Source organism: Pseudomonas sp. NPDC007930 (assembly GCF_042958985.1).
GTDB lineage: Bacteria > Pseudomonadota > Gammaproteobacteria > Pseudomonadales > Pseudomonadaceae > Aquipseudomonas.
In genome coordinates this window covers 197,266-220,964 of record NZ_JBIBKC010000006.1, presented here as the reverse complement: position 1 = coordinate 220,964, position 23,699 = coordinate 197,266, and the positions used below count along the sequence as shown (strand labels likewise).

Annotated in this window: 23 protein-coding genes and 1 pseudogene; 2 read left to right on the top strand and 22 right to left on the bottom strand. The window is 59.5% G+C overall.

What is annotated here, in order from left to right:
* Window positions 1-4: 4 nt before the first annotated feature.
* From ACFZCE_RS15330 to ACFZCE_RS15285, 10 genes and pseudogenes are all read right to left on the bottom strand, one after another.
* Window positions 5-760 carry an SDR family oxidoreductase gene (locus ACFZCE_RS15330; RefSeq protein WP_390940635.1) on the bottom strand — a complete coding sequence of 252 codons (756 nt, stop codon included), beginning with the start codon at window positions 758-760 and terminating at the stop codon, window positions 5-7.
* A 9-nt stretch (window positions 761-769) separates the two neighbouring features.
* Window positions 770-1,846 carry a 3-oxoacyl-[acyl-carrier-protein] synthase III C-terminal domain-containing protein gene (locus ACFZCE_RS15325; protein ID WP_390940398.1) on the bottom strand — a complete coding sequence of 359 codons (1,077 nt, stop codon included), beginning with the start codon at window positions 1,844-1,846 and terminating at the stop codon, window positions 770-772.
* Entirely contained in the window at window positions 1,843-2,904 is a 1,062-nt protein-coding gene (locus tag ACFZCE_RS15320) for a Rieske 2Fe-2S domain-containing protein (RefSeq protein WP_390940396.1), read from the bottom strand. Before ACFZCE_RS15320 ends, ACFZCE_RS15325 begins: the two co-directional genes overlap by 4 nt.
* Before the next feature lie 288 nt (window positions 2,905-3,192).
* A pseudogene (locus ACFZCE_RS15315) lies at window positions 3,193-3,783 on the bottom strand (sugar transferase); the annotation flags it as partial.
* On the bottom strand, window positions 3,783-4,676 hold the full coding sequence (locus tag ACFZCE_RS15310; RefSeq protein ID WP_390940395.1) for a glycosyltransferase: 894 nt from the start codon (window positions 4,674-4,676) through the stop codon (window positions 3,783-3,785). The gene ACFZCE_RS15310 and the pseudogene ACFZCE_RS15315, both read right to left, overlap by 1 nt.
* Entirely contained in the window at window positions 4,676-5,704 is a 1,029-nt protein-coding gene (locus ACFZCE_RS15305; protein ID WP_390940393.1) for an EpsG family protein, read from the bottom strand. Before ACFZCE_RS15305 ends, ACFZCE_RS15310 begins: the two co-directional genes overlap by 1 nt.
* Before the next feature lie 5 nt (window positions 5,705-5,709).
* Window positions 5,710-6,402, bottom strand: a complete 693-nt coding sequence (locus ACFZCE_RS15300; RefSeq protein WP_390940391.1) for a hypothetical protein — start codon at window positions 6,400-6,402, stop codon at window positions 5,710-5,712.
* Window positions 6,403-7,059 (bottom strand): hypothetical protein, encoded by a 657-nt coding sequence (locus ACFZCE_RS15295; protein ID WP_390940389.1) that lies wholly within the window; start codon window positions 7,057-7,059, stop codon window positions 6,403-6,405.
* Window positions 7,060-7,596: 537 nt separating this feature from the next.
* Window positions 7,597-8,982, bottom strand: a complete 1,386-nt coding sequence (locus ACFZCE_RS15290) for an MBL fold metallo-hydrolase RNA specificity domain-containing protein (RefSeq protein ID WP_390940387.1) — start codon at window positions 8,980-8,982, stop codon at window positions 7,597-7,599.
* A gap of 78 nt (window positions 8,983-9,060) precedes the next feature.
* Window positions 9,061-9,774 (bottom strand): DapH/DapD/GlmU-related protein, encoded by a 714-nt coding sequence (locus ACFZCE_RS15285; RefSeq protein ID WP_390940385.1) that lies wholly within the window; start codon window positions 9,772-9,774, stop codon window positions 9,061-9,063.
* Between the two features lie 205 nt (window positions 9,775-9,979).
* Here ACFZCE_RS15285 and ACFZCE_RS15280 point away from each other — a divergent pair, with 205 nt between their 5' ends.
* Window positions 9,980-10,261: a hypothetical protein gene (locus ACFZCE_RS15280; protein ID WP_390940383.1), complete on the top strand. Its 282-nt coding sequence runs from the start codon at window positions 9,980-9,982 to the stop codon at window positions 10,259-10,261.
* Between the two features lie 227 nt (window positions 10,262-10,488).
* Here the strand turns inward: ACFZCE_RS15280 and ACFZCE_RS15275 are convergent, their stop codons facing one another.
* The 6 genes from ACFZCE_RS15275 to ACFZCE_RS15250 all read right to left on the bottom strand — a co-directional run bounded on the left by ACFZCE_RS15275 (window position 10,489) and on the right by ACFZCE_RS15250 (window position 15,506).
* Window positions 10,489-11,319, bottom strand: coding sequence for a hypothetical protein (locus ACFZCE_RS15275; protein ID WP_390940380.1), 831 nt, complete (start codon window positions 11,317-11,319; stop codon window positions 10,489-10,491).
* Window positions 11,320-11,528: 209 nt separating this feature from the next.
* Complete coding sequence (locus ACFZCE_RS15270; RefSeq protein WP_390940378.1) at window positions 11,529-11,819, bottom strand: lipopolysaccharide assembly protein LapA domain-containing protein; 291 nt, start codon at window positions 11,817-11,819, stop codon at window positions 11,529-11,531.
* A gap of 25 nt (window positions 11,820-11,844) precedes the next feature.
* Entirely contained in the window at window positions 11,845-12,141 is a 297-nt protein-coding gene (gene ihfB / locus ACFZCE_RS15265; protein ID WP_390940376.1) for an integration host factor subunit beta, read from the bottom strand.
* Between the two features lie 427 nt (window positions 12,142-12,568).
* A complete protein-coding gene (sodC, locus tag ACFZCE_RS15260) occupies window positions 12,569-13,096 on the bottom strand; it encodes a superoxide dismutase [Cu-Zn] SodC (RefSeq protein WP_390940374.1) in 528 nt (175 codons plus the stop codon).
* A gap of 88 nt (window positions 13,097-13,184) precedes the next feature.
* Window positions 13,185-14,351 (bottom strand): acyltransferase family protein, encoded by a 1,167-nt coding sequence (locus ACFZCE_RS15255; protein WP_390940372.1) that lies wholly within the window; start codon window positions 14,349-14,351, stop codon window positions 13,185-13,187.
* A gap of 120 nt (window positions 14,352-14,471) precedes the next feature.
* Complete coding sequence (locus ACFZCE_RS15250; RefSeq protein WP_390940370.1) at window positions 14,472-15,506, bottom strand: substrate-binding domain-containing protein; 1,035 nt, start codon at window positions 15,504-15,506, stop codon at window positions 14,472-14,474.
* Window positions 15,507-15,630: 124 nt separating this feature from the next.
* On the opposite strand from ACFZCE_RS15250, the gene ACFZCE_RS15245 reads away from it, so the two are divergent.
* Complete coding sequence (locus ACFZCE_RS15245; protein WP_390940368.1) at window positions 15,631-16,509, top strand: NAD(P)-binding domain-containing protein; 879 nt, start codon at window positions 15,631-15,633, stop codon at window positions 16,507-16,509.
* Between the two features lie 131 nt (window positions 16,510-16,640).
* Here ACFZCE_RS15245 and ACFZCE_RS15240 read toward each other — a convergent pair whose 3' ends face one another.
* The 6 genes from ACFZCE_RS15240 to ACFZCE_RS15215 form a co-directional block, all read right to left on the bottom strand.
* Complete coding sequence (locus ACFZCE_RS15240) at window positions 16,641-17,924, bottom strand: MFS transporter (protein WP_390940366.1); 1,284 nt, start codon at window positions 17,922-17,924, stop codon at window positions 16,641-16,643.
* A gap of 70 nt (window positions 17,925-17,994) precedes the next feature.
* Complete coding sequence (locus ACFZCE_RS15235; protein ID WP_390940363.1) at window positions 17,995-19,305, bottom strand: glutamine synthetase family protein; 1,311 nt, start codon at window positions 19,303-19,305, stop codon at window positions 17,995-17,997.
* Between the two features lie 33 nt (window positions 19,306-19,338).
* Complete coding sequence (locus ACFZCE_RS15230) at window positions 19,339-20,373, bottom strand: diguanylate cyclase domain-containing protein (protein WP_390940360.1); 1,035 nt, start codon at window positions 20,371-20,373, stop codon at window positions 19,339-19,341.
* An 84-nt stretch (window positions 20,374-20,457) separates the two neighbouring features.
* Window positions 20,458-21,681, bottom strand: coding sequence for a Bcr/CflA family efflux MFS transporter (locus ACFZCE_RS15225; RefSeq protein ID WP_390940358.1), 1,224 nt, complete (start codon window positions 21,679-21,681; stop codon window positions 20,458-20,460).
* A 75-nt stretch (window positions 21,682-21,756) separates the two neighbouring features.
* On the bottom strand, window positions 21,757-22,737 hold the full coding sequence (locus ACFZCE_RS15220; RefSeq protein ID WP_390940356.1) for a tripartite tricarboxylate transporter substrate-binding protein: 981 nt from the start codon (window positions 22,735-22,737) through the stop codon (window positions 21,757-21,759).
* Between the two features lie 68 nt (window positions 22,738-22,805).
* Window positions 22,806-23,693 carry a LysR substrate-binding domain-containing protein gene (locus tag ACFZCE_RS15215; RefSeq protein ID WP_390940354.1) on the bottom strand — a complete coding sequence of 296 codons (888 nt, stop codon included), beginning with the start codon at window positions 23,691-23,693 and terminating at the stop codon, window positions 22,806-22,808.
* Window positions 23,694-23,699 lie beyond the last annotated feature (6 nt).

The window sequence follows — 23,699 nt, the reverse complement described above, 5'->3', positions numbered from 1 at the left end:
CGTTCTAAATTGCCGTATAACCGCCATCTATGACAAGCGTGGTACCTGTTATCCAGCGTGACGCGGGTGATAGCAGGTATTGAACTGCATATGCTATATCTTCTGCTTTGCCCAGGCCCAACGGGTGTTGATTCGAAATATTCTCTTTCCCTTGCTGTCCTACAAGATTGAAGAGAGTCTCTGTCATCTCGGTAGCAACCACCCCTGGGGCAATTGCATTAACACGGATCTGTTCGGATGCCAATTCAAGTGCGGCCGAGCGCACCATAGCATCTACCCCGCCTTTGCTTGCCGAATAGGCCAAAAGGGACGTTTGGCCCACTCGCCCCATCACTGACGACATCAGAACAACACTACTGCCCAGCGTACAGACCCCTTTTTGCCTAAAGGCTTTAATAAGCGTAAAGCACGACGACAGATTAGATGAAATCACCTCCTGCCAATGCTCGATGCTCATAGCGCGTATTGGTTTTGGTCCTTGAACACCTGCGGCATGAATAATACCGTCAAGCGGGCCATACGTTTCTTTGAGCGTCTTAAAAAGAGCGCCCATCTCCGCCGGCTGGGAGAAATCAGCTATCGCGAAATGGTGGTCATCACCTTCCAACGCCGCAACCGCAGATTCAAGCCGTGCTTCGTTGCGGCCGAGGAGTATCAAATTCGCGCCCTGCTGGCTTAACCAATTGGCCGTAACTCGGCCTATGCCAGAGGTCCCACCAGTCACCAATATTCTTTTTCCATTAACAGAGAAAGGATTCATGAGCACAAATTACTCTTCAACAAATGTTAGGGGAGATACATAAAGATTCTCAAGCTCTATTACGCACCCTGCCCACGAGTAACCGACGCCGAAGCCCGCAAGAAGAAAATTGCCCGTCACAGGCCTACCTTGAGCATCTTCAGATATAGCAAGAGGGATCGACACGCTACTGGTATTTCCAAAATTTCTCAATTGAAGCGATACCGCTTCTAAAGGAAGCTTCATACGCTTGGCCAAATGCTGGAGCATGAAACTATTAGCTTGATGAAAATAATATCGATCTACTGCAGATCCACCTTCAATTTGATCCCGCAATCCTGTTAAGGCAGCGACCAAGCTTGGAACACGAGACAAAGTAAACGAGAAAATCTCCGGACCGTTCATATATAAATTGAAGCCTGAACGAATACCATCACTAGAACTATATGCGCCAACTCGATCTCTAGCCCCCCCAGATGGAACCTCAAGATTCTGAGCGCCTTTTCCGTCAGTACCAAGTATGAAATCGACAGGTTTGGCATCTGTCGCTTTATCTATTAATGTGGCAGAGCCAGCATCGCCAAAAAGTGCTGCAACAGAGCGATCCTGATTATTAATAAGTTGGCTGATGGTGTCGCCAACCAAAAGCAAAACTCGATTGGAACCACCCGCAATTAGCGAATGGGCTAACCAAAGTCCATACACATAACCTGAACAGCCCATGGCAACGTCAAAAGCAGCTGTAGTATCCGGCAAGCCTAAACGTTCTTGCAATATACAGGCAGTTGCGGGAAGAACGTGATCATGTGTCTGAGACAGAAAAATCAAGGTATCTATACTGTCACGCTCAATCTTTAGATCATCAATCAACTTATTAGCCGCAGCGTAACAGAGATCGGAGGCACAAATATTTTTGACAACATGCCGCTTTTCGACACCAGTAGTAGCGATTATTTTTTCAATCGTTTCCGCACCGAAAGTTTCATTAAGTGCACGTACATCCGCTACTGTCGTTGGTACCGCGCACGCTAGGCCACTGAGCTTCGCGCCACGGACGCGTTTCGCCCCATCAATAATTTTTTTAATTTTAACAGGTACGGCGGTCATTTCTCGCTTCCCATAATCTCAAGATCAGCTGAACAAGCCTCACGGCAACTTCTACGAAAGTGAAGTATTTTATCTTCTAACGAGCTCACATATCGCGGGGGATTTAGTGACCAAGTGTCAGCAGCAAGCCTTTTACAAACCTCATTATCTTCCAAAAAAATCTGCCGATTCATTTTTGCGCTACTGGAGCCAAACAGGGCTGCCATCTCGGAATACCGCATATCAGAAACGCGAGAGTTGTAAAATCTGCTTGTAAAAAAAGTCATTTCATTGACGGATGGAAAAAAATTCTGCAAGGAATATGAGTACCCGCAAGTGGAGGAAATCATGGAAAACGGAAAAATATAATAGCTCTGATAGCCTTTATAAGCCTCATGAGGCATGAACCACTTAGCCATACTATCAAGTCGCTTGCCTAGTTTTTCATTAAGAATAGGAGCTCTCCATATAGAATTTACTCCTTCAAAATTATTCTCTCCGACACCGAGCTTCAAAGAACCAAGACTATCTGTATGAACCATCGGAATATGGTAAGGTTCTAAAGCGTTTTCGATAGCTAATGGCCAATCACATCCAAATGAGTATCTATTGAAATCAGTTCGTTCCCCCATCGCAGCCGAAATCCTACGAAGATCGCAAACAACCAATTCCCCTAGTTGATCTTCTAGCAACTGGCATGGATCTATTGCGACAAATATGAATCCCGCGCACTTAGAGATTTTATATTTTTGAAGATCAGCATTTTCAATCTGACAGCTCCCGAACGTCTTTGCATTCGGTACTTTGATTTTTCCAGCTACATAGCCCCAACCATGGTATTGACAACGAATGGATGCCTGGCCAGTATCCTCCATAAAAAAACGGGCGCCGCGGTGCGGACAGCGATTGTTAAAGGCCACTAGGTTGCCACGATCATTCGAGATTACGATTTCCGTACCCAGAACGTCGAAACGAATAAAGGCTTTATCCTCACTCAACTCGGACTCATGCCCAACCAAGTGCCAGTGAGAGGTGAATAGTACCTCAGCTACACGAATAGATAGGCGCTTAGATTGCATCTTCCATCTCTTATCAGTGCGATTGCCGAGACATCGGCAATCGCGCAATACCTACCGTCAGCCGACTAATGCGACGACATCATCCACCGTTTGGCATGCCACCAAGCGGTCTGCCGAAAGGGTCTTTTCAAACCGTTCATCGACCAGCCCCATAAAAATAACCACCGCCACAGAATCCCAAACCAACTCTTGGCCCAGCTGCGCGGTACCCTCCTCGGCCTCCATTGCTTCATCGATCAGAGAAAGAATCTCGTTATGCATCTTATGCTCCATTTGAACTCCAGTATTTGGAATACTACCTAAAAACGGCGACATCGTCGCTTGCCCTGCCTGAGATATTCCTTCTCTTTTCAATACTTTACCAGCAGTCATACACAAAATCTTGATGTCGAGCAATAGGCTTTGGTTGTCTACATACCATACATCATATAAAAATTTTTGCTCCCACTCTACCGTATTCCTACCGTTGACCTGAGCCCAACCTGTCAACCCAGGCCTCACACAATGGCGCCGAGCCTGAGTAGGATTGTAGAGGGGGAGATATTGCATCAGCAAAGGCCGTGGACCCACCAAGCTCATATCCCCCCTGAGCACGTTCCAAAGGCTGGGCAACTCATCAAGACTGCTGGCACGCAAAACTCGGCCAAATTTCGTTAGACGTTGATCATCCGGAAGCAGTGAACCATACTCATCATAAGCAACCTTCATGCTTCTAAACTTTAATATCATGAAAGGATCTCCGTTGAGCCCGGGCCGCCTCTGCTTAAAAATTACTGGCCCACCCAACAGTACCTTCACAGCCAAAGCGACTACTATTGTCACAGGCAGCAAAAATAGCGCTAACCCCCCCGAAACAATGAAATCAAATACCCGCTTCATCAAAAGGCTCCAATCAAAAGCATAATAGCTAGTGCTATACGGTCTCTAAGTTTTCGCCTGAAAAGATTTACAGACATTGCTAAGTATACCTTATCAAGGTAGCTATTTCTACGAACGCGCGCCACCCAAGGATCATCTTGCAAGCCCAAAACTGTCATAGCATTCCAAAGAATATTATTTCGGTACCAACCTTCCTTAACTTTATTAAACCGTGCCTTACTGCCCCTCCAACCCAACCCTGCACCGTAAACGTTTTTACCATGCTGCCGATAGAAAACGGTACAATTGTCATCGTGCACCCACTTGTAATTATTGTGCCTCGCAATAGCATATACTACCCAATCATGCGAACGCTGGGCCAAATCTGAAAATGAAAACTGCTCAAGGGTCGCAATGACTTTCATAGCTAACATTTGGCTGAATAAATATGTACAACCCGCAGAAGCACCTTGGAACAAATAATCGTATCTCGCTGGCCTGCCACCTTTAGTAATCTTTTTGGGCCTATGCTTGTAATTCCCAAAAGTTATCAGATCTGAACTATACCCATCGGCGCCGCTCTCCTTTAGAACCGCAAGCGCCCTGGAGATTTTGTCAGGATCCCAAATATCGTCCTGATCAGAGAATCCAATGTAATCATAAGCATCTAACGGAATTGTTCTCAATAGATGAATAAAGTTTCCTGATGCAGAACCCGTTATAACATTATCCTGAAGTACGGTGATGCGGGGATTCGAGCGAAAAGCCTCAAGAATATCCAAAGTACCATCTGTAGAACCATCATCATGGATATAGAGAGAGACATCTCTGTGGGACTGCCATAAAATACTGTTGATCTGTGCTTTTAGGAATTTATTGCCATTATAGCTCGCTAATATGATGGCCACTCGCATCACTGCGCCCCTCCCTGCCTAAGCACATCTGCATATATTAAAAATCCATATATTATAGCTGCAATCAGGTCCAACCTCATAAGCAATGGAGTCGCTTTACTTTCATCTCCAGTGACTAGAAACGCTCCTCTCGCTACCACAGCAACACCTAAACAAAACAAAGAAAACCGGATTCCGGCAACCTCATTTATAAGGTAAGCAGAGACAGCTAAAGCAAGTGACGCGATCAAAAAGATTTTGGTGCGCCGACTCACCTGGTCAGCCCGCCAAGTAGAAAACACACACCACCAAATAAATAGCATGAAGAATCTCTTGATAATCGAACCGGTCGGATTCGTGGCCAAATAAATTGAAGAGCCTGCATGAACATGCGCCACGATTATTGGTAACAGAAAATTCGTAATCAACTGCGAAAAAAACAGCACGACCGGGACTAAAAATAGCACCCCTGCAATTAACCAATCTAACAATCTTGACTGTACTTTTGCTAGTAATACCGTAACAGCCAAGAGCCCCAACATCACAATCGCAGTATCATGAAAAGAGACTGCCACAACTGCGAGTATTAAAAATTTAAACCAAGGTCTTTTTTTCAGATTTTCATCGCATCCCAAATATGCAATGCACAGGTAGGCCGGCGCACTTCGGACAGCAGTGGTTAAAAGAAGCGGCCCTAATGCCAAGGTCAGAAACACCCATCCACGTGCCAGACGAGGGCTACCGCGTGACGCCCAGGTTACAAAAATTAAAAATGCTGCTTGGACGATTGCCACAAATAAATCTACGGTCGCTCGAGGTTCAATATCAAGTTTGGCCGGAACCAGTTTAAAAAAACCTCGAGAAAACCATTCGGCTACATATTCACTCGAATCTCTCAGCACCCCGCCATTTTTTACGATAGTAATATAATTAGTATAGTCAGGAAAGTGATATCCACCCACTATATAATACACACACACTATGATCATTACTGCTGCCACGGCCCCAATCTGGGCCAGATTAAACCGAATCTCGGCAGGCCGAAGCATCACAATCACCACTCAAAAAAGTATATACAAAACAATGACACCAACAATGCCTGAGCAAGCAGCTTACCTATGACAATTGCAGAAGCGCATTCAAATTCGCTTCCCTTGTCCAAAGCCCTAAAGAAAACCTTATCGACATAAGTAAAGGTTATAATAGAGGCACAAAAATTCAGCAACTGCCCAGTATACGCCAAAGTCATGCGCATCTCAGGAAACCAGGAGCTAAGTGCAAAAGGCATTATAATTGCCAAATTGATCAGAAGCGCGATCACAGCAGAAAATAACGTAACACCTGGTTTCCAAGCCCACGTTACTCTCCACCAATAATTAATTTTTCCACTTTTACCAAAAACATAGGCAAACCCTAACACTTGCAAAAACTGTGTGACCTTACCCATCAATGCGTAGCGGCACATCAACAACATCAACAGAAGGCCTGCTATCATCGAGTATCCAAATAAGTCAGGAACGCCAATAGAGCTGACTTTTCTCTCAAGCAATATAGAGATACTAAACACCGAGACCATATTTAGAATGCGAGCCAGATACTGGATCCAGTTAGCAACAGCCAAAATTTCGGTTGCACCTAAGCGGTTAACTTGCGCACGAACCATCACGCAGTAGATGTCAAAAACTTGCGCAACTACGAGGCTAGCAATCACCAATATTTCTACTGCCTGCGCAATATCTTCAAGCATTTATTTAGTCCCTTCCGATATTTTTCGCGTATACGCGCTCAAGCCCATTACTATAGAAACTATAACAGCTAAAACAAACGACAGAATCAATCCTGCGCCTATAACTGTATAGAGTCTAGGATTTACCTCCTCGAAATGAACTTCATTGATGTCTAATTTATCTCCCCAGTCTCCTATGCGGGGGCATAGCGTTTCAGCATGGAGACTGAACTCCTTACTCGTGCATCTCGACACGCTACGTACCGCGGACTTTATTTCCGTCGCGTCATAACCTCGAGCGATAAAGGCAAACCGCGAAAGAGGATCATTTAAACCTCCATGCGCTAGAGGTAATAGCTTATAGGTATTATAAGCGTTACTTTTACTTGCACACGCCTCTATTGAATGGCGAAGATCGTTCAAAAGAACCTCTCGAACATGATAGCACAAAGAACTGGCTATTTCTTTTCCGGGCGATTCAGAGGAAAACATTTTTTGATTTGGTTGAAATATTACCGCCTGTTCATAAACTTGCTTTCGCCCTCCCCCCACACTGGCGATAACTATAAACAATGAAAAAAAGACGAGAAAAAATTTCTTCCTATTCAAAACACAAATTTTCAAAACATCTTCAAAAGATAAATAGATTTTACTTGAAAGAACCTGCCTATCAGCCATCACGCTCGCTCGCGCAATTCAAACACGGTGAAAAGTTCAAATATAGATGCGCAGTATATAGCCATTTGCCTCTTCCTGAATTTTGCCATCAGTAAAATGATTCGAAATTTTTCTATTGGTTGCCTAAACCGAACAGGCGAAACCAAGCTATTACAACGACCGTCTAAGCTCCGGGGATGTCAGTTTCAAGCTGGAATATCAACGCAGTGTACACTACCAACGGTAGGTGCCCCCCCACGTCCTCAGGCCCATTATTCTCTGTGGGGGACAGACCTTCCGCAAGCTATACGCATGGCAAATTTTGAAATCCTAAGGCTCTCACGAGCATCGATCTGACTTTGGGCAATGGCCGATGGCCCTCGAACAGCACCTGCTGATCGGATGGATGATGGCAAACCAAAAAGCTCAGCATAGACAACGGGGTGGGTCAATTCACCTTCCAGGGCTAACCTTGGTAGCAGTGCATGCAAAAGATCATTCAGATCAGCGACAGCTAGACGGCGAGCATTAATGGCCTACAAACCGGCGCTCAAGACCTCAGACAACCAATACTCGTGCACTAGGGGCCAGGGTCCGCCGAAGCTCCTTCGCCAGTGCGGCCTTTGCAACGCGCTCCCCATGAATCAACTTTACCCAAGTAGGAACGATCTGTATGCCATCGACAAACCCCACCAACCCCGCCTGATCCGCATGCGCCGAATACCCACCCACCGTACACACCCGCGCATTCACGTCATACCGCTCCCCATCCAACTCCACCGCGACAAACCCTTCACTCCCCTCGGCCGCCTGCAACACCGCCCCCGGCGTACCCTTCGCCTGGTACCCCGTAAACACCAGGTTATGCCGCGGCTGGCGCAACATGGCCTTGAGGTAGTTCACCACCCGCCCACCGGAGCACATGCCATTGCCTGCAATCACAATAGCCGGCCGCAGGGTGCTGGCCAGGTAATTCACCACCGTTTGGTGTTGGGTGTGGCTGTCTACGGTAATCAGTTGGGGAAAGCTTAGCCGGTTGCTCTGTTGGGCTTTTTCGTTCCAGAAGTGGCTGAGCTCTTGGTAGGCCGAGGTGATACGGCTGGCCAGGGGTGAGTCTAGGATCACCGGCAGTTGCGGCCAGTCGATGGGGTTTTCGCCCACGGCGCCCTCCCCGCTCAAGGCTTTGCGTTCCAGGATTTCAGCGAGTTCATGGAGGATGTCTTGGGTGCGGCCCAGGCTGAAGGCTGGGATCAATACGGTGCCGTGGTCTGCCAGGGCGTGGTCGATAACCCGTTCCAGGTTTTGTTGCCGGTGTTCGCGGCCGCTGTGGTTGCGGTCGCCGTAGGTGCTCTCGAGCACGAGGATGTCTGCGCGTTCGGGCGGTGTGGGGCTGACCAGCAAGGGCGAGTCGCCGTTGCCGAGGTCTCCGGAGAACACCACGCGGTGGTGCCCGCCTGGGTGGGGTACGTCGCACTCTACGTAGGCGGAGCCGAGGATGTGGCCGGCGCGTTGCAAGCGTACGGCGCCAATGCCTTCGCCAGGCAGCGGGTGCCATTGGCCATACGGCAAGGGCACGATCAACGCGCTGATGCGCTGGATGTAGCGTTCTACGGTTTGCCGGTCGCGGCTGTAGGCCATGCGAAAGGCGTCTTCGAGCACCAGCGGTAGCAGCTTGGCAGACGGAATACTGCAGAGGATGGAGCCGTTGAAGCCTGCCGCGAGTAGCTGGGGGATGCGCCCTACGTGGTCGATGTGCACGTGGGTGACCACCAGGGCAATGATGCCTTCGGTGCTGAACCCCAGGCTGTTGCCACGGGGGGCGTCTGCGCCCTGGAACAGGCCGCAGTCCACCAGCAGGCTGTTGCCGGTGGGCAAATGCAATTGGTGGCATGAGCCGGTGACGCCGTTCACGGCGCCGTGGTGGGTGATCGCAGGCAAGGGCATGGGGCAGGCTCCAAAAAAGCGAGCGCGCATTAGGTCAGCAGATGCCCTTGTTTTCCATAAGGGAATTTCGCATTTATGTTACAGGCCGCTGGGGCCGACCTGCCAAGGCGATACCTGTACCTTGAGTAAGGTGGTGGGCTGCGCCGCCTTGGGCAGGCTGGGCAGCAGGCCCAGCATTGCCTCGGGGTCGTGCATCCGAGGCCCGACCTTGAGCAGTTCGGCACGGGGAACGTTCCACCAGTTGGACGCCAGCAAGGCGTCACGCAGGGGCTGATCGAAGCGGTAGCGAATCACCCGCGCCGGGGAGCCGGCGACCACGGCGTAGGCGGGTACGTTTTTGGTAACAAGGGATTGCGCGCCCACCACTGCACCGACGCCGACGGTCACGCCGCTCATGATCATCACGTCGCGGCCTATCCAGACGTCGTGGCCGATGCTGGTGGGCGTTGGGGTTTGCCCAGGGCTTGGGGCGTGGCCCAAGGCGCCGCTGGTGGTGAGCCAGTTCAGTGGGTGTGAGTGGCGGTTTTGCCCGATCACGCAGTTGGCGCCGATCGAGCAGTAGCGGCCGATGTGGGCGACGTCTCTGAGCTCGGTGCCGCTGACGATGTCTGTGTAGGCGCCGATGCGCAATTGCTTGGCATATACCTTGACGTTGTGCAGCTTGACCTTGGGCTCCAGCAGTAACTGGGCCTGCTCGCGCAGGCCGCGCAGGCCGCTGTCTAGCCGGCAGCCGTGGCGGGCCAGTGCGCGTTTGAGCTTGCGGTCGAGCCAGGCACGTTTGAATACATTCATGTGTGACAACGCCGTTACCAAAACACCAAGTTTTTCCTCACCGGTGGCTGGGCGTCAACCTGGGTAGCGCAACCCCTTGGGTGCTATAGGAAAAAATCTTATTAGGGTTGCAGGCAACGTCATCATTCTGTTGTCATAAAGTTGTAGCGTGCTTGCAAGCCTAACCCTTGTTCTGTTGAACTTGCGCCGTAACAGAAGGTATGTAATGAAGCGTTTGCTGGTCGCCCTGTGTTTGTTCAGCCTGGTGGGCTGTGCTGCTACCTCCGAAACCGAAGTGCATCGCGGCCGCAAGGGCGTGCACATCAGTTGTTCGGGGCTTAATTCTTCCTGGGACCGGTGCTACACCAGTGCCGCTGTGGCCTGTGGCGCAGGCGGTTACAAGGTGTTGGCAAAGTCGAGCCAGCATGGGGAGGACGAAGACACCGGTTTTATGGGGATCAACCCTGCGGGGCTGACCACGCGCAAGTTGTTGGTGATGTGCCAGTAAAGCTAGAGGGCTGGGTGGCCCTTGGTGTGGTAGTGCTGCCATGCTGTTCACCCACGCAGCCCACATGATGGATGAGGGACCAACAGCCTTGGGTGCGGCAGCGGTTTTACCGCGTGCTTGAGCTGGCGGGCCTATCGCCCGGCGCAGCCGGCCTCCCACCAGATCTGTGGTGTTGCGGCTTGCAGGGGCATGCTGGCAGGCCGACTACGCCCTCGCGCGCGGCACCGCTACACGCGCCCTTCCAAAAAGATACGCCGCCGGGTAACCCGGCCAATCGGCTCGTGCTTGGCCTTGGCGTATAGCGCATCGAAGCGCCCTGGCGGTACTTCGCCGTAGGCTGGCAGGGCTTCTGCCACCAGGTGGTCGTAGTCAGCCTCGAGCATGTAGCGGTACACGAACCGGTGATAAAAGAACCCGAACTGGAAGGCCAGTAACTCAGGCAGATGGGGCGGCGGCGTGGTAAAGCCGTTCTCAAGGTCTACGGCGCTGGCGGGCTGGGTTTCGTCATCGGGCACCATCACATTGCCGGCCCAGAAGTCCATGTGGCTGATGCCTTTGCCGTGCAGGGCCTTGAGCACAGCGAAGGCCTTGCGCACCAATACCTGCGCCCGGCCGGGGTTGCGCTCCAGCCACTCCAGGCCGTTGCTATGCCCCTGCAGCATGGCGGTGAACAGGAACAGTTCTTCAACCAGCCCCAACCGCGAACGGGTGTAACCGTACCCCACCAACCTGGGCATGCGCGCGCCACGGTGATTGGCGACGGCGGTGTTGCACACTTCTTCGATGGGCCAATCGAGCATACCGTTGCCTTTGCTGGCGCCGCGGGTGATGCGCAGGCGTTTGCTCAAGGTATGGACCACGGTGCGCTTGGTAAACAGGGCAAGGCCTTTACGCAGCAAGGGCGCGCTGGAGGTGCGCGCCTTGGGCGGCTGCCGCAGCCATTCACCCAGGCCGTTGAGTAGGGTAGCGCTGGGCGCTTCGCGAAAATGCAGGGTGGTGCGGCCGCAGCCCAATTTGACGTTGTAGCCGAGTTGTTTTGCGAACGCTTCGCTGATCATGGCCCCAAACCGGTGATTACAAAATGACAGTAGCAGCCGTTTTGTAACACATAAAACGTGGGGGTTTCACAATTCTTTTACAATTAAACCGCGAGATAGAGCGGTTTCAAGGCTTTCACCACCTGGCTGGGGAACGACTCGTTGAGTTGCTGTGTACGGCTGGCGGGCCTATCGCCTGGCACCACCACAGCAGTGCTGTGGCTGGCGAATCACACCTGCTGCGCAGGCACCGGCGCTGCTGCCTGGGCTTTTTGCCGTGCCAGCATGGCGCGCTTGACGCGCCGGCGGCCGCGCATGGCGATGAACCAGCCGATCAGTGGGCCGATGGCCAGGCCGAGCAGGAAGGCAAGCAAGACGAGAACGGCGACCGGCCACTCGGGCCCGGACCAGCCGAGAAAAGACAAAGCTACCGCCTGCTGGTTCTCCAGCACGAACAGTAGGCAGGCCGCCGCGACGATCAGGCCGATTGTGGCCTGCAGCAGCCGTTTGAAATTACGCACGTTCAACCCCCTTTGAAGCGATGGATCAGGCGTGGTCCTCCACGTCTTCGTTCACTCGGTCGCGCAGTTCTTTGCCTGGCTTGAAGTGCGGCACGAACTTGCCGTCCAGCGTGACCGCCTGCCCGGTTTTCGGGTTGCGGCCCACACGCGGCGAGCGGTAGTGCAACGAGAAGCTGCCGAAACCGCGAATCTCGATGCGGTCCCCCGTGGCCAGCGACTGCGACATCTGTTCGAGCATAGTCTTAATGGCCAGTTCAACGTCTTTGGAAGACAACAGGCCCTGGTGGGTGACAATACGTTCGATCAGTTCCGATTTCGTCATATTTTTCCCTTCTTTATCAAGAAGCTAGGCACCTCTTAAGAGGTTGTAGCATGGCTTGATGAATTTGAACAGCGCGGCGCTTGACTTTTCTGAAGTAATTCAGGCTGTTGGAGGGAAAAGACGGGGTTTTGGGGGACCGTTCGTCGGGGCCTGGGGCCTAGGAGGTTTGTTTCAGGCTTCGGGCCCATCGCCCGGCACAGCCGTAATGCTGTTCACTGAAGCGATTTCAGGGCTTTATGGAGGGGATCAATCTGTGAACTCTGCTGAATTTGTGCACGAGCTTCAGGGCCTATCGCCCGGCACAGCCGGCCTCCCACGAGGTCTGTGTTGCGCCTAATATCAATGGCTTACAAAAATCTGGTGGGAGGCCGGCTGTGCCGGGCGAAGGGCCAGTCAGGTCATGCGTTCAGTAAAACCATTTATGGGGTTATTCGATCACACCGCAGGCGAAGCGGGCGCCGCCACCGCCCAAGGGCATGGGGTGGTCAGCGTGGTTGTCGCCGCCCACGTGGACCATCAGCGCGTGGCCTTTGAGGTCGGCCAGTTGTTTGATTTTCGGCGCCAGCACCGGTTGCTCGGCTTTGCCGTCGGCGGTGAAGATCAACGCCGGCAGGTCACCGAGGTGGCCGTTGTCGTCCCAGGGGAAGCTGTGCTTGCCGGTGTTTTTTGGGTCCCAGTGGCCGCCGGCGGCGCCGGCCGGCACGGCTTTGCCGTCTACCGTGGTGGGCGCACAGCTGCCGTTGGCGTGCACGTGGAAGCCGTGTACGCCGGGCGCCACGCCGCTGAGTTCAGGGCTGAACACCACGCCGTAGGCGCTCTGGCTGAGGGTGACGGTGCCGATGCTTTTACCGGCGCCATCGGCGGTGGCTTCCTTGAGCTCGACCTTGAGCGAATCCGCGGCGTGCACGCTGGCGCTGGCGCACAGTGCAACGGTGAGGGCGATCCATGTTTTCATCGTAGTTGGCCTTGGGCAGTGAATAAGCCTTGCCAGCTTAGCCCACCGTTGCGCCGTGCTCGAATGAAAATCATTGCCAACTTCCCGCCTAGAGCGCTGGCGAGGCGGGTGGCGCCACGCCACGCCGCGCCCTGCCCGCCCCTGCTGCCCAGCGCACGAACGGCCGCTCGATGCCCCAATAGGTGAGCACGCTGAGGCTGAACGCCAGCCACAGCACCGGCAGCAGCCAGAACTGCGCGAACTGGCCCAGGCTGCTGCCGCTGAAGCCGTACAGGCCAAACACGGTGAACAGCAACGTGAGCACAATGCCATGCAGCAGGTAAACGCTGAAGCTCACTTCGCCCAGCACCTTGAGCACGCGCAGTTGCAGCAGGCCGCCGAGGGTGTTGCCCAGCACCATCAGCGCAAAGGGGATGCCCAGCAGCAGCATTTGCGCCTGGGTGTAGTCCTGCAGGCTGAAGGCCGCTATCAGCGCCAGCACGGCCACAGCGCTGTAGCCCCAGTGGCCGGGCCGCTGCACGCGGGCGCGCAGCCAGGGTTCGGCAAGGGCCACGGCCATGCCCACGGCGAACAGGGTGAGGTACTTGGGGCTGAGGGATTGATGGAACAGCACCAGGAAGCCGACGATGCCCAGGCTGCCCAGCAGCACCGGCCACAGCGAAAACTGCCGGCGCAACAGCAGGCACAGCCAAGGCAGGCTGCAATAGAACAGCGCTTCGTAGAGCAGGCTCCATTGCACCGAGGCGTTGATCAGCCGGGTGGCTTCGTAGCCGGCCACCGCCGGGCCGCCGAACAGCAACCAGCCGGCGATGGGCTTGAGCAGGTTGCGCAGGCCCAGCGGCTCGGCGCTGAGCGCGCAGGCGATCACCACCAGCGCGGCGACGCTGGCGATGTACATGGGGTAGATGCGCAGCACCCGGCCAACCAGCAGGCCGCGCCAGTTCACGGTGGGGTCTTTGCGGATTTTGCGGGTGAACAGGTAGCCGGTGATCATGAAGAACAGCGACACGGCCACCGCGCCAAAGTTGTTGATCACACCGTTGGGGGTGAGCTGCCAGAGGCCGGTGAGCTTCCATTGCCAGGTAATGGCGAAGTGGTGCAACACCACCAGGGTGGCGAGCAGGCCGCGCAGGCCGTCGAGGGTAGACACCCGGTGCAAGGCATCGGGGGCCAGCAGCGGCAGGCGGTGGGTGGCCAGGCCGAACAGCGCGATGGCGACCGCGGCCAGCGCCAGCAACAGGTAGGCGTCGTTCATGGGGTTGTCCTTGGGTTGGCGGTAAGCGAAGCGCAATACCCTGCCCAACAACCCATTGAGGCGAACGCGGTAACGACGGGATCCGATACTAAGCCAAGCGCTCTGCAATAACCAGTACCGCTAGGTGCTCGCTCGGCTGATGATGCTATAGCCGGTCAACTCGCCGCCCGCCGGGCGCGGGTTGCCGTCGCGCTCGCCCTGCATCGCGCGGATCAACAGCTCCCCGGCCTTCACCCCCAGGGTGTAAGGGTCTACCGCCACCGTGGTGATCGGCGGTTCGCAGTAGCGCGACACTTCGAAGTCCCCAAACCCGGCCACCGCCAGGCCGCCGGGCACCTTCACGCCAAGGCGGTGGCACTCCATGATCGCGCCGAAGGCCGAGAGGTCGCTCACGCACAGTACCGCGTCGCAGTCTGGGTAGCGCTGCAGCAGCAGGCGCACGGCCTCGCCGCCGTGGCTCATGGTGATCGGCGAGGCGCCATGTTCCACCAGCCGTGGCGCCAGGCCGAGGGCGGTCAGTGCCACCTGGTAGCCGCTTTGCCGTTGCCGGCCGCGGTGGTCGAGCGGTGAGGCGCCGCCGATGAAGCCGATGCGCCGGTAGCCCTGGCCATGCAGGTGGCGCACCATCGCCGCGGCGGCCTCGGCGTTGGAAAAACCTACCCACTGGTCGATCGGTTCGCTGGGCACGTCCCAGGTTTCGACCACTGGTACCCCGGCCTGGCGCAGCAGGTGGCGGGTGCTGTCGAGGTGGGCGGTGCCGGTGAGCATCATCCCGCGCGGGCGGTGCCGCAGCAGGGTGCGCACCAGGCGGGCTTCTTCTTCGAGGTGGTAGTGGGTGTCGCCCAGCAGCAGGCTGAGGCCGTGGGGCGTTACGGCATCGCCGAGGCCGCGCACGGTGTCGGCGAAGTTCGAGCTCATGATCGACGGCACCAGCGCCACCACGAACTCGGAATGCCCCCGCGAGAGCGCCCCGGCGCCAGCGTCGGGCAGGTAGCCCAGTTCGTCGATGGCCGCCTGCACCCGCTGGCGGGTGGCGGCGGAGGCATCGCGCCCGGCCAGCACGCGCGACACGGTCATCTTCGACACCCCGGCCAGGCGGGCGACGTCTGCCATGCGCGGCGGCCCGGCGGGGCGAGGCGGTACTTCTGCTGGCATGGGGGCTCCGGGGCGGCGGCGATAGGGGGAGTATACCGGAGCCGCTCGGCTACGCTGCTTTGGCTGAACCGCGCCGCTGCCTTGGCGGTCGGTTACTCCACCCCCCTTCTCCGGAGGCAACACCATGAACATCGCATTGATCGGCCTGGGCAACATGGGCCTGGGCATTGGCCAGAACCTGCTGCGCGCGGGCTTCAGCCTGGCCGTGCACAACCGCACCCAGGCTAAGGCCCAGCCGTTGCTCGACCAGGGCGCGCAGTGGGCGGCCAGCCCACGCGAGGCCGCGGCCGGGGCGCAGTTGGTGCTGACCATGGTCGCCGACGACAACGCCCTGCTGGCGGTGTGCGACGGCGCCGAGGGGCTGCTGGCAGGCCTGGGCCAGGGGGCGATCCATGCCTCGATGAGCACGGTAAGCACCGCCTTGGTCGAGCGCCTGGCCGCGCGCCACCAGGCCCAGGGCGCGGTGCTGCTCGGCGCGCCGGTGTTCGGCCGGCCGGACGCGGCCGCCGCGGGCAAGCTGTTTATCGCCGCCGCCGGGCCGGCCGAGGCGATCGAGCAGGCGCGGCCGGCGTTCGAGGCGGTCAGCCAGAAGCTGTTCGTGATCGGCGATAAACCCCAGGAGGCCGCCCTGCTCAAGCTGATCGGCAACTTCCTGCTCACCTGCGTGATCGAGGGGCTGGGCGAGGCGACGGCGTTGGCGGCCAAGGGCGGCATCGAGCCGAAGGCGCTGGTGGAGATGCTCACCGGGTCGATCTTCAACGCGCCGGTGTACCACACCTACGGCAAGCTGATCGTTGAGCAGCAGTTTGAGCCGGCGGGGTTCACCGTACCGCTGGCGGCCAAGGACAACCGCCTGGTGCTGCAGGCAGCGGAGGCGCTGAACGTGCCGCTGCCGTTTGCCAGCATTGTGCGGGACCGGTTTATCAGGGCCCAGGCGCAGGGGATGGAGAAGCAGGATTTGTCTTCGATTTCGAAGCTGGCGAGGGTGGATGCGGGGGTGTGATGGGTGGGTTTTAGGGCCCATCGCCCGGCACAGCCGGCCTCCCACCAGATTTGTGTAAGTGCTTGATTTACGAGGCAAAACAGAATCTGTGGGAGGCCGGCTGTGCCGGGCGATAGGCCCTCAAGCCAGCATCAGGGCACCGGGTTGGCCGGGCCGTCTTTCATCTGGTCTTCCACCACTTGCTCGTCTACCCGCGGGTCGAGGGCCGCGGCCAGGGGTGAGGCGGTCATGTTGTCGGGCATCGGGATGTGGTGCAGCGGCGCGTCGTCGACCTGGTGCAGGTTGGTCACCGCCTTTGGCCGCACGCGCAGCACCAGCACCAACGCGGCAAAGCTGAAGAACGCGTAGAGCATCTGGTGGCCGAACTGCTTCATCAGCACCCCGGCCAGCAGCGGCCCGGCGCTGGCGCCGACGCCGTAGGTCACCAGCAGCATGGCGGTCAGCGACACCCGCCGCTCCGGCTCGACGTGGTCGTTGGCGAACGCCACCGCCAGCGGGTACATCGAAAACTGCAGCAACGACACGCAAAAGCCCATGGCGAACAGCAGCTCCAGCGGCAGTTGCGGGAACACCGCCAGCGGCAGCGCCACCACGCACAGCGCGCCGGCGATGCAGCGGATCAACAGCGCGCGGTCGTAGCGGTCGGACAACCACCCCAGCGGCCACTGCACCACCAACCCAGCGAACACGCAGCAGCCCATGAACAAACCCACCGCCTCGGTGCTCAGGCCCTGGCCGGTGGCGTACAGCGGCGCCAGGCCGTAGAACGAACCGATCACCAGCCCGGCGCCGAGCACCGTGGTCAGCGATTGCGGCACGCGCTTGATGAAGAACAGCGGCTCCATCGGCACCGAGTGCAGCGGCTGCGGGTGGATACCTTTGGTCAACGCCACCGGCACCAGGCACAGGGCGAAGCAGATGGCGACGATCATCAGCAGGTCTGGGCCCAGTTGCGGGTGCGCCACCAGCAGCAACTGGCCGAGCACCAGGCCCAGGTACGAAGCCACCATGTAGGCGCTGAACACCAGCCCGCGCTGGCGCGCTTCGGCCTGCTCGTTCAGCCAGCTCTCGATCACCATGTACTGGCACATCATCCCCACGCCCACCAGCAAACGCAGCAACAGCCACACCGGCAGCAGCCCGACCACGCCGTGGCCGAGCACCGCCGCGGTGACGATCCCGGCACAGGCGGTGTAGGCGCGGATATGCCCCACCCGGGCGATCAGCCGGTGGCCGAGCTTGCCGCCCAGCACCAGGCCGAGGTAATAGGCCGCGGTGAGCGCGCCCACCCACAGGCCGTCGACGTGGTCGGCGGCCAGGCGCAAGCTCAGGTAGGTGGTCAGCAAGCCGGAGCCGATCAGCATCAGCAGGGCGGCGAAGTACAACGCACGAAAATTCTTCCAGACTTGACGCATCGGACTGCCCAGAGGGCTCCTTCAACGGTAGATGAAGCCCGGCGCGCTCGGCCGGGCAGGCTTGCCTTGTTTACACTTGCGCGGCCAGGATGCGCCGCTCCCAGGGGGTGATTTCGCCCATGAAGCTGGCCAGTTCCAGGGCCTTGGTCGCGCCAAACCCTTCGATGAACTCCTTGCCGAACAGTTCCACGGCCAACTCGCTGCGCATCAGACGCTCCAAAGCGGCCGGAAGGGTACAGGGTAGCTTGAATTCTTCCGGCACTTCGAATTCTCCTTGCAGCGGCGGGCTGGGCGCCAGGCGTTGCTCGATGCCGTGCAAACCGGCGCCGAGCACCGTGGCCAGGGCCAGGTAGGGGTTGGCGTCGGCGCCGGGCAGGCGGTTCTCGAGGCGCCGCGCGGCTGGGGCGCTGGCCGGCACGCGCAGGCCGGCGGCGCGGTTGTCGTAGGCCCAGCAGGCGTTGTTCGGCGAGGCGTAGGGGTGAAAATAACGCTGGTAGGCATTCACGTTCGGCGCCAGCAACGCGGTGAGCTCGGCCATGGCCTGCTGCTGGCCGCCGATGAAGTGGGAAAACGCCTCGGTGGCGCGGCCATCGGCGCCGCTGAACAGGTTGCCGCCGCCGTCCAGGCGCACCACGCTCTGGTGGATGTGCAACGAACTGCCCGGGGTGTGCGCCAGCGGCTTGGCCATGCACACCACGCTCAGGCCGTGGCGCAGGCCAACCTCCTTGAGCAGGTGCTTGAACAAGAACGTCTGGTCGGCCAGCAGCAGGGCATCGCCGTGCAGCAGGTTGATTTCGAACTGGCTAACGCCCATTTCGTGCATCACCGTGTCCCGCGGCAGGCCCAGCGCGGCCATGCTGCGGTATACCTCGTCGAAAAACGGCCGCAAGCCGTTGTGCGAACTCACGCAGAAGGCGCCATAGCCCAACTCGCCGGCCGGCAGCTCGAACGGCTGGGTGGGGTCGGCATGCTGCTTGAACACGTAGAACTCAAGCTCGGTGGCCACCACCGGCGCCCAGCCGTGGGCGGCGTAGCGCGCCAGCACGCGCTTGAGCTGTTCGCGGGTCGATAACGCCGAGCCCTCGCCGCTCAGCTCCTGGGCATCGCAGATCGCCCAGGCCCGCGGCGTGCTGCTCCAGGGCAGGCGGTACAGGTGCTGGGTGTCGGGCACCAGGGCCAGGTCGCCGTCATCGCTGCCATAGAACCGCGCCGGCGGGTAGCCGCCCATGATGCCCTGCAGCATCACCCCACGGGCCAGTTGCAGGCGCCGGCCTTCGGCAAAGCCCTGGGCGGTCATCACCTTGCCGCGCGGCACGCCGTTGAGGTCGGGGGTCACGCATTCGATTTCGTCCACGCCGGCGAGGGGGTGCGGGTTGGCCATGTTGAACTCCTTGTTCTTGTTCGGGCCACCAGCCTACAAGATTCCACCGCGCCTGGGCGCCTCGGCGCATGCCTGGCGTTTACCGGCGGCCTTGCAGCGGTACAGCGCGCGGTCGGCGCGCAGCAACAGGTCGGCCTGGTCGCCGCTGCCCTCGAACTGCGCCACGCCGAAGCTCACCGCCAGGCTGCACTGGCCAACGGGTGGCAAGCTGGCGATCTGCCGCTGGATCCGCAGGGCCAAGGCGTTGGCGTCGGCCTGGCGGGTGCTGGGCAGCACCAGCATGAATTCATCGCCGCCCCAGCGCGCCAGGGTGTCGACCTGGCGGATGCACTGGCTGATCGCCTGGGCCACGCTGACCAGCGCCCGGTCGCCGCAGGAATGGCCATGGCGGTCGTTGATCAGCTTGAAGCCGTCGAGGTCCAGGGCGATCAGCGACAGCGGCTGGCGAAAGCTTCGCGCCTGCTCGCAGGCCTGGCTGAGCACCTGCTCGAAGCGGTAACGGTTCGCGGCGCGGGTCAGGGTGTCGGTTTCGGCCAGTTGGCGGTTTTCGTCGAGCTGGCGGCGCAGCTCCAGGTTCAGCGCTTCGAGCGCGCGGGTGCGCTCGTCGACCATCTGCTCGAGCGAGTCGTTGCGCAACTGCAACTGCTCCAGGTGGCGGGCGCCGGGCTGCACCAGCCGGTAGGCGCCGACCATCCGCGCCACCGAGCGGTCGGGGTTGCGCGCCACTACTTGGGCCTGGTCGTCGATCAGCCGGTAACTGCCGTCTTGGCAGCGGCAGCGGTACTGGATGTGAAAGCCCCCCAGGCGCTCTTGCAGGCAGGCGTCGAAGTGGCCCATCACCGGTGCGTAGTCGTCGGGGTGGATGAGGTGGGTCCAGCTGTGCATGGTGTTGCGCAGGGCATCCGGCGCGTAGCCAAGCAACTGGTACCAGCCGTGGCTGCGATACACCTGGCCAGTGTTGGCGTTCCAGTCCCACACGCCGTCGCTGACAACCGCCAGCATGGCCTGCAACACCTCTTCGGTAACTTCGGGCCAATGGCCCAAGCGCGGCAGCGTTCCATCGGCCATCACACTTCCCCTTGTGCTCAGCCACTACAGGAGGGGCACTTCGGCATCGTACTGCTCAACCCCCGCCAGCCTCTGAAAACCTTTTTATACCTGTGTGGCCTGTTGCGCCAGCGCCGTTCGGCCCATCCGTTCGCGGCCCAGAGCAAACCAGAAGCCGCCCTGCCCCAGCACCGCGGCCACCACCAGTACCACCGCGGCCCCCAGCGCCGGGCTGCCCAGCCAGCCGACGGCGGTGGTGCACAGCCCGCCCACGACCATTTGGGTAAACCCATAGAACCCCGCCGCCGAGCCGATCAGGTGGCTGTCTACCGACAACGCCTTGGTCATCGCCGCCGGGCTGGTGATGCCGGCGCCGAGGGTGAACAGAAACATCAACACCAGCACCCAGGGCACGCTCAGCGCGCCGCTGCACTCCACCACCAGCAGCGCCACCGCGCTGGCCAGGCACAGTGCGTTGCCGCCCAGCAGCAGCCGCGCCAGCGGGCAACTGCGCACCAGTTGGCGGGTGAGCGCATTGCCCAGGGCCATGCCGACGATCAACCCACCCAGGTACAGCCCCACCTCCTGCACGCTGCGGTGCAGTTGCTCGACGAACAAAAACGGCGCGGCGGCGATGAATGCGTAGATCGAAGTGGTGGTGCAGCCGCCGCCCAGGGCGAAGCCGAGGAACGCCCGGTTGCCAAGCAGGGCCTTGTAGTCTCCGGCCAGCGCCGGCAGGCTCACCTGGCCGCTGGGTTGGCTGGTTTCCGGCAGCAGGCGCCAGCTCAGCAGCCAGGTCAAGGCGCCCAGCGCCGCCAGCACCACGAACACCGAGCGCCAGCCAAAGTGCGCGCACAGGGTAGAGCCTATCAGCGGCGCCAGGCCGGGGCCGACCATGATCATCAGGTTGAGCAGGGCCAGGTCGCGCGCGGCGTCCAGCGTGCTACCCACGTCGCGCACCATCGCCCGCCCCAGGGCCAGCCCGGCGCAGCCGCCCAGCGCCTGCAGCAGCCGCGCCGCCAGCAACAGCGGCACCTGCTCGGCGCAGGCCGCCAGCACCCCGCCAGCGGTGTACAGCGCCAGGCCCACCAGCAACATCGGCCGCCGGCCGAGGCCGTCGCTCATCGGCCCATAGAACAACTGCCCCACCGCCAGGCCAGCGATGTACAGGCTGATCGCCATTTGCAGGGTGCCGGGGCTGGCGGCGAAGGCGGCGGCGGCGCTGGGCAGGGCCGGCACGAACATGTGCATGGCCAGGGTGCCGCTGATGGTGATGATCACCAGCAACCACAGCGGTGCGCTTTTGCGGGGGAACTCAGGTGTGTGCACGGGGGGCCTGCGGGGCTAGATAGTTAGCCATGCAATTATATGCACACCCCGCTCCGCCCCCGCCAGCACCGCCGCTCAACTGGTGATCTGGCTGATCCCGTAGCTTTTCACCAGCTTCTGGAAGTACGGGATTTCCTCGGCCATGCGCTGGCTGATCTGCTCCGGCCCCTGCGGTTGGTTCATCAGCAGCAGGCCGTCTTGCAGCTTTTGGAAGGCCGCCGCGCCCTGCAACTGCTTGAGGCTGCCGAGCAAGGCCGTGCGCGCCGCCGGCGCCAGCCCGCGCTGGGCGAACCAACCGTACCAGCCGTAATGGTCGAGGTCGTCGATGCCCGCCTCGGCGAAGGTGCCCACCTGTGGCCACCAGCGCTGGCGGGTGCGCCCGGTCACGGCGATCGGGCGCAGGGTTTTATCCCCGAGCACGGCGAAGTTGCCCGCCACCACGATGCCGGCGGCCAGTTGCTGGTGGCGCAGGTCGTCGAACAGCGCGCGGGAGGCGCGGTAACCCTGCGGGCGCAGGGCGATGTCTTTGTTGCGGGCGAGGATCAGGCAGCCCAGGTGGCCTTGCGAGCCGTACAAGGAATAGCCCACATCCTGCAGCGCGGGGTTGTCTCGGGCCCACTTCAGGTAGCTGTTGAGGTCGGTCACCGAGGCCGGCACCGCCGGGCCCACCACCAGGGCGTAGGCGTATTCGCCCAACACCCCAAGCGGCTCGAAATCGCCGATCGGGTCGTAGCCGAGGTGTTCGTACATGGCCGGGAACAACACCATCGAGCCAGACTGCGCCTGCAGCAAGGTGCGGCCGTCTGGCGGCGCGGCCTTGACCGATTCGGTGGCGTCGCGGCTGTCACGGGTGTCGGTGATCTGCAACTGGTAGCTCAGGCCCATCGGCCGCAGCAGGTCGAGGGCGCCCTGCGCCAGCTTGCTGCCAATGGCCCCGCCGGGCACCCCGAACACCAGCCGCCCACTCAGGGTAGGGTCTGCCGCGCGGGCTGAAAAAGGAACCGCCGATGCCAGCGCCAACGCGGCGGAGCCAGCAAGGAATTCGCGCCTGTTCATAAAACCTCCCTGTGGTCGATGCTTCCACTGTAGTACACCGCAGCGGGAAGGATCCGAAACCTCAGCGATTACAAGCCCTTCACCAGGTCGACGAAGGCCCGCAGCGGCGCGGGCATGTGCCGCTGCGCGGGAAAATACAGGTGCAACCCCGGCCCGGGCGGGCACCAGTCGGCCAGCACCTGTTGCAGCTGCCCGCGGGCCAGGGCCGCTTCGGCATAGGGCTGCGGCACGTAGGCGATACCCAGGCCGGCGGCGGCCGCCTCGGTCATCAGTTGGGTGTTGTCCAGGGTCAGGCCGCCGGGCACGTCGACCGCCAGGGCCTGGCCGTGCTGGCTGAACTCCCAGCGGTAGCGTTTGCCGCTGGGCAGGCGTTGGCGGATGCAGCGGTGCCCGGCGAGGTCGTCGGGCACCCGCGGCGCTGGGTACGCGCGCAGGTAGGCCGGCGCCGCCACGGCAATGAAGCGCAGTTCCGGGCCCAGGGGGATGGCGACCATGTCCTTGGGCAGCGCCTCGCCCAGGCGCACGCCGGCATCAAAGCCTTGGGCGACGATGTCGACCAGCCGACCTTCGGCGGCGAGGTCCAGTTCCACCCCCGGGTAGCGCGCCATGAACGCCGGCACCAGGTGCTGCAACAGGTAGCGCAGCGCGCCTTCGCTGCCATTGATGCGCAAGCGGCCGCGCAGGGGCCCGCCGTCCCCACCGGCCTGGTGCAGCACCCGCTCCAATTCGCCGAGCAACGGGTACAACTGCGCCAGCAAGCGCTCGCCGGCCTCGGTCAGGGCCACGCTGCGGGTGGTGCGGTGCAGCAGCTGCACCCCAAGGCGCGCCTCGAGGCCGCTGACCGCGTGGCTCAGCGCCGAGCGGCTAAGGCCCAGCAGGTCGGCGGCGCGGCGGAAGCTGCGCTGCTCGGCCACGGCGATGAAGGCGCGCAGGTCGGCCAGGGTGGGCGAAGCCATTGGTGA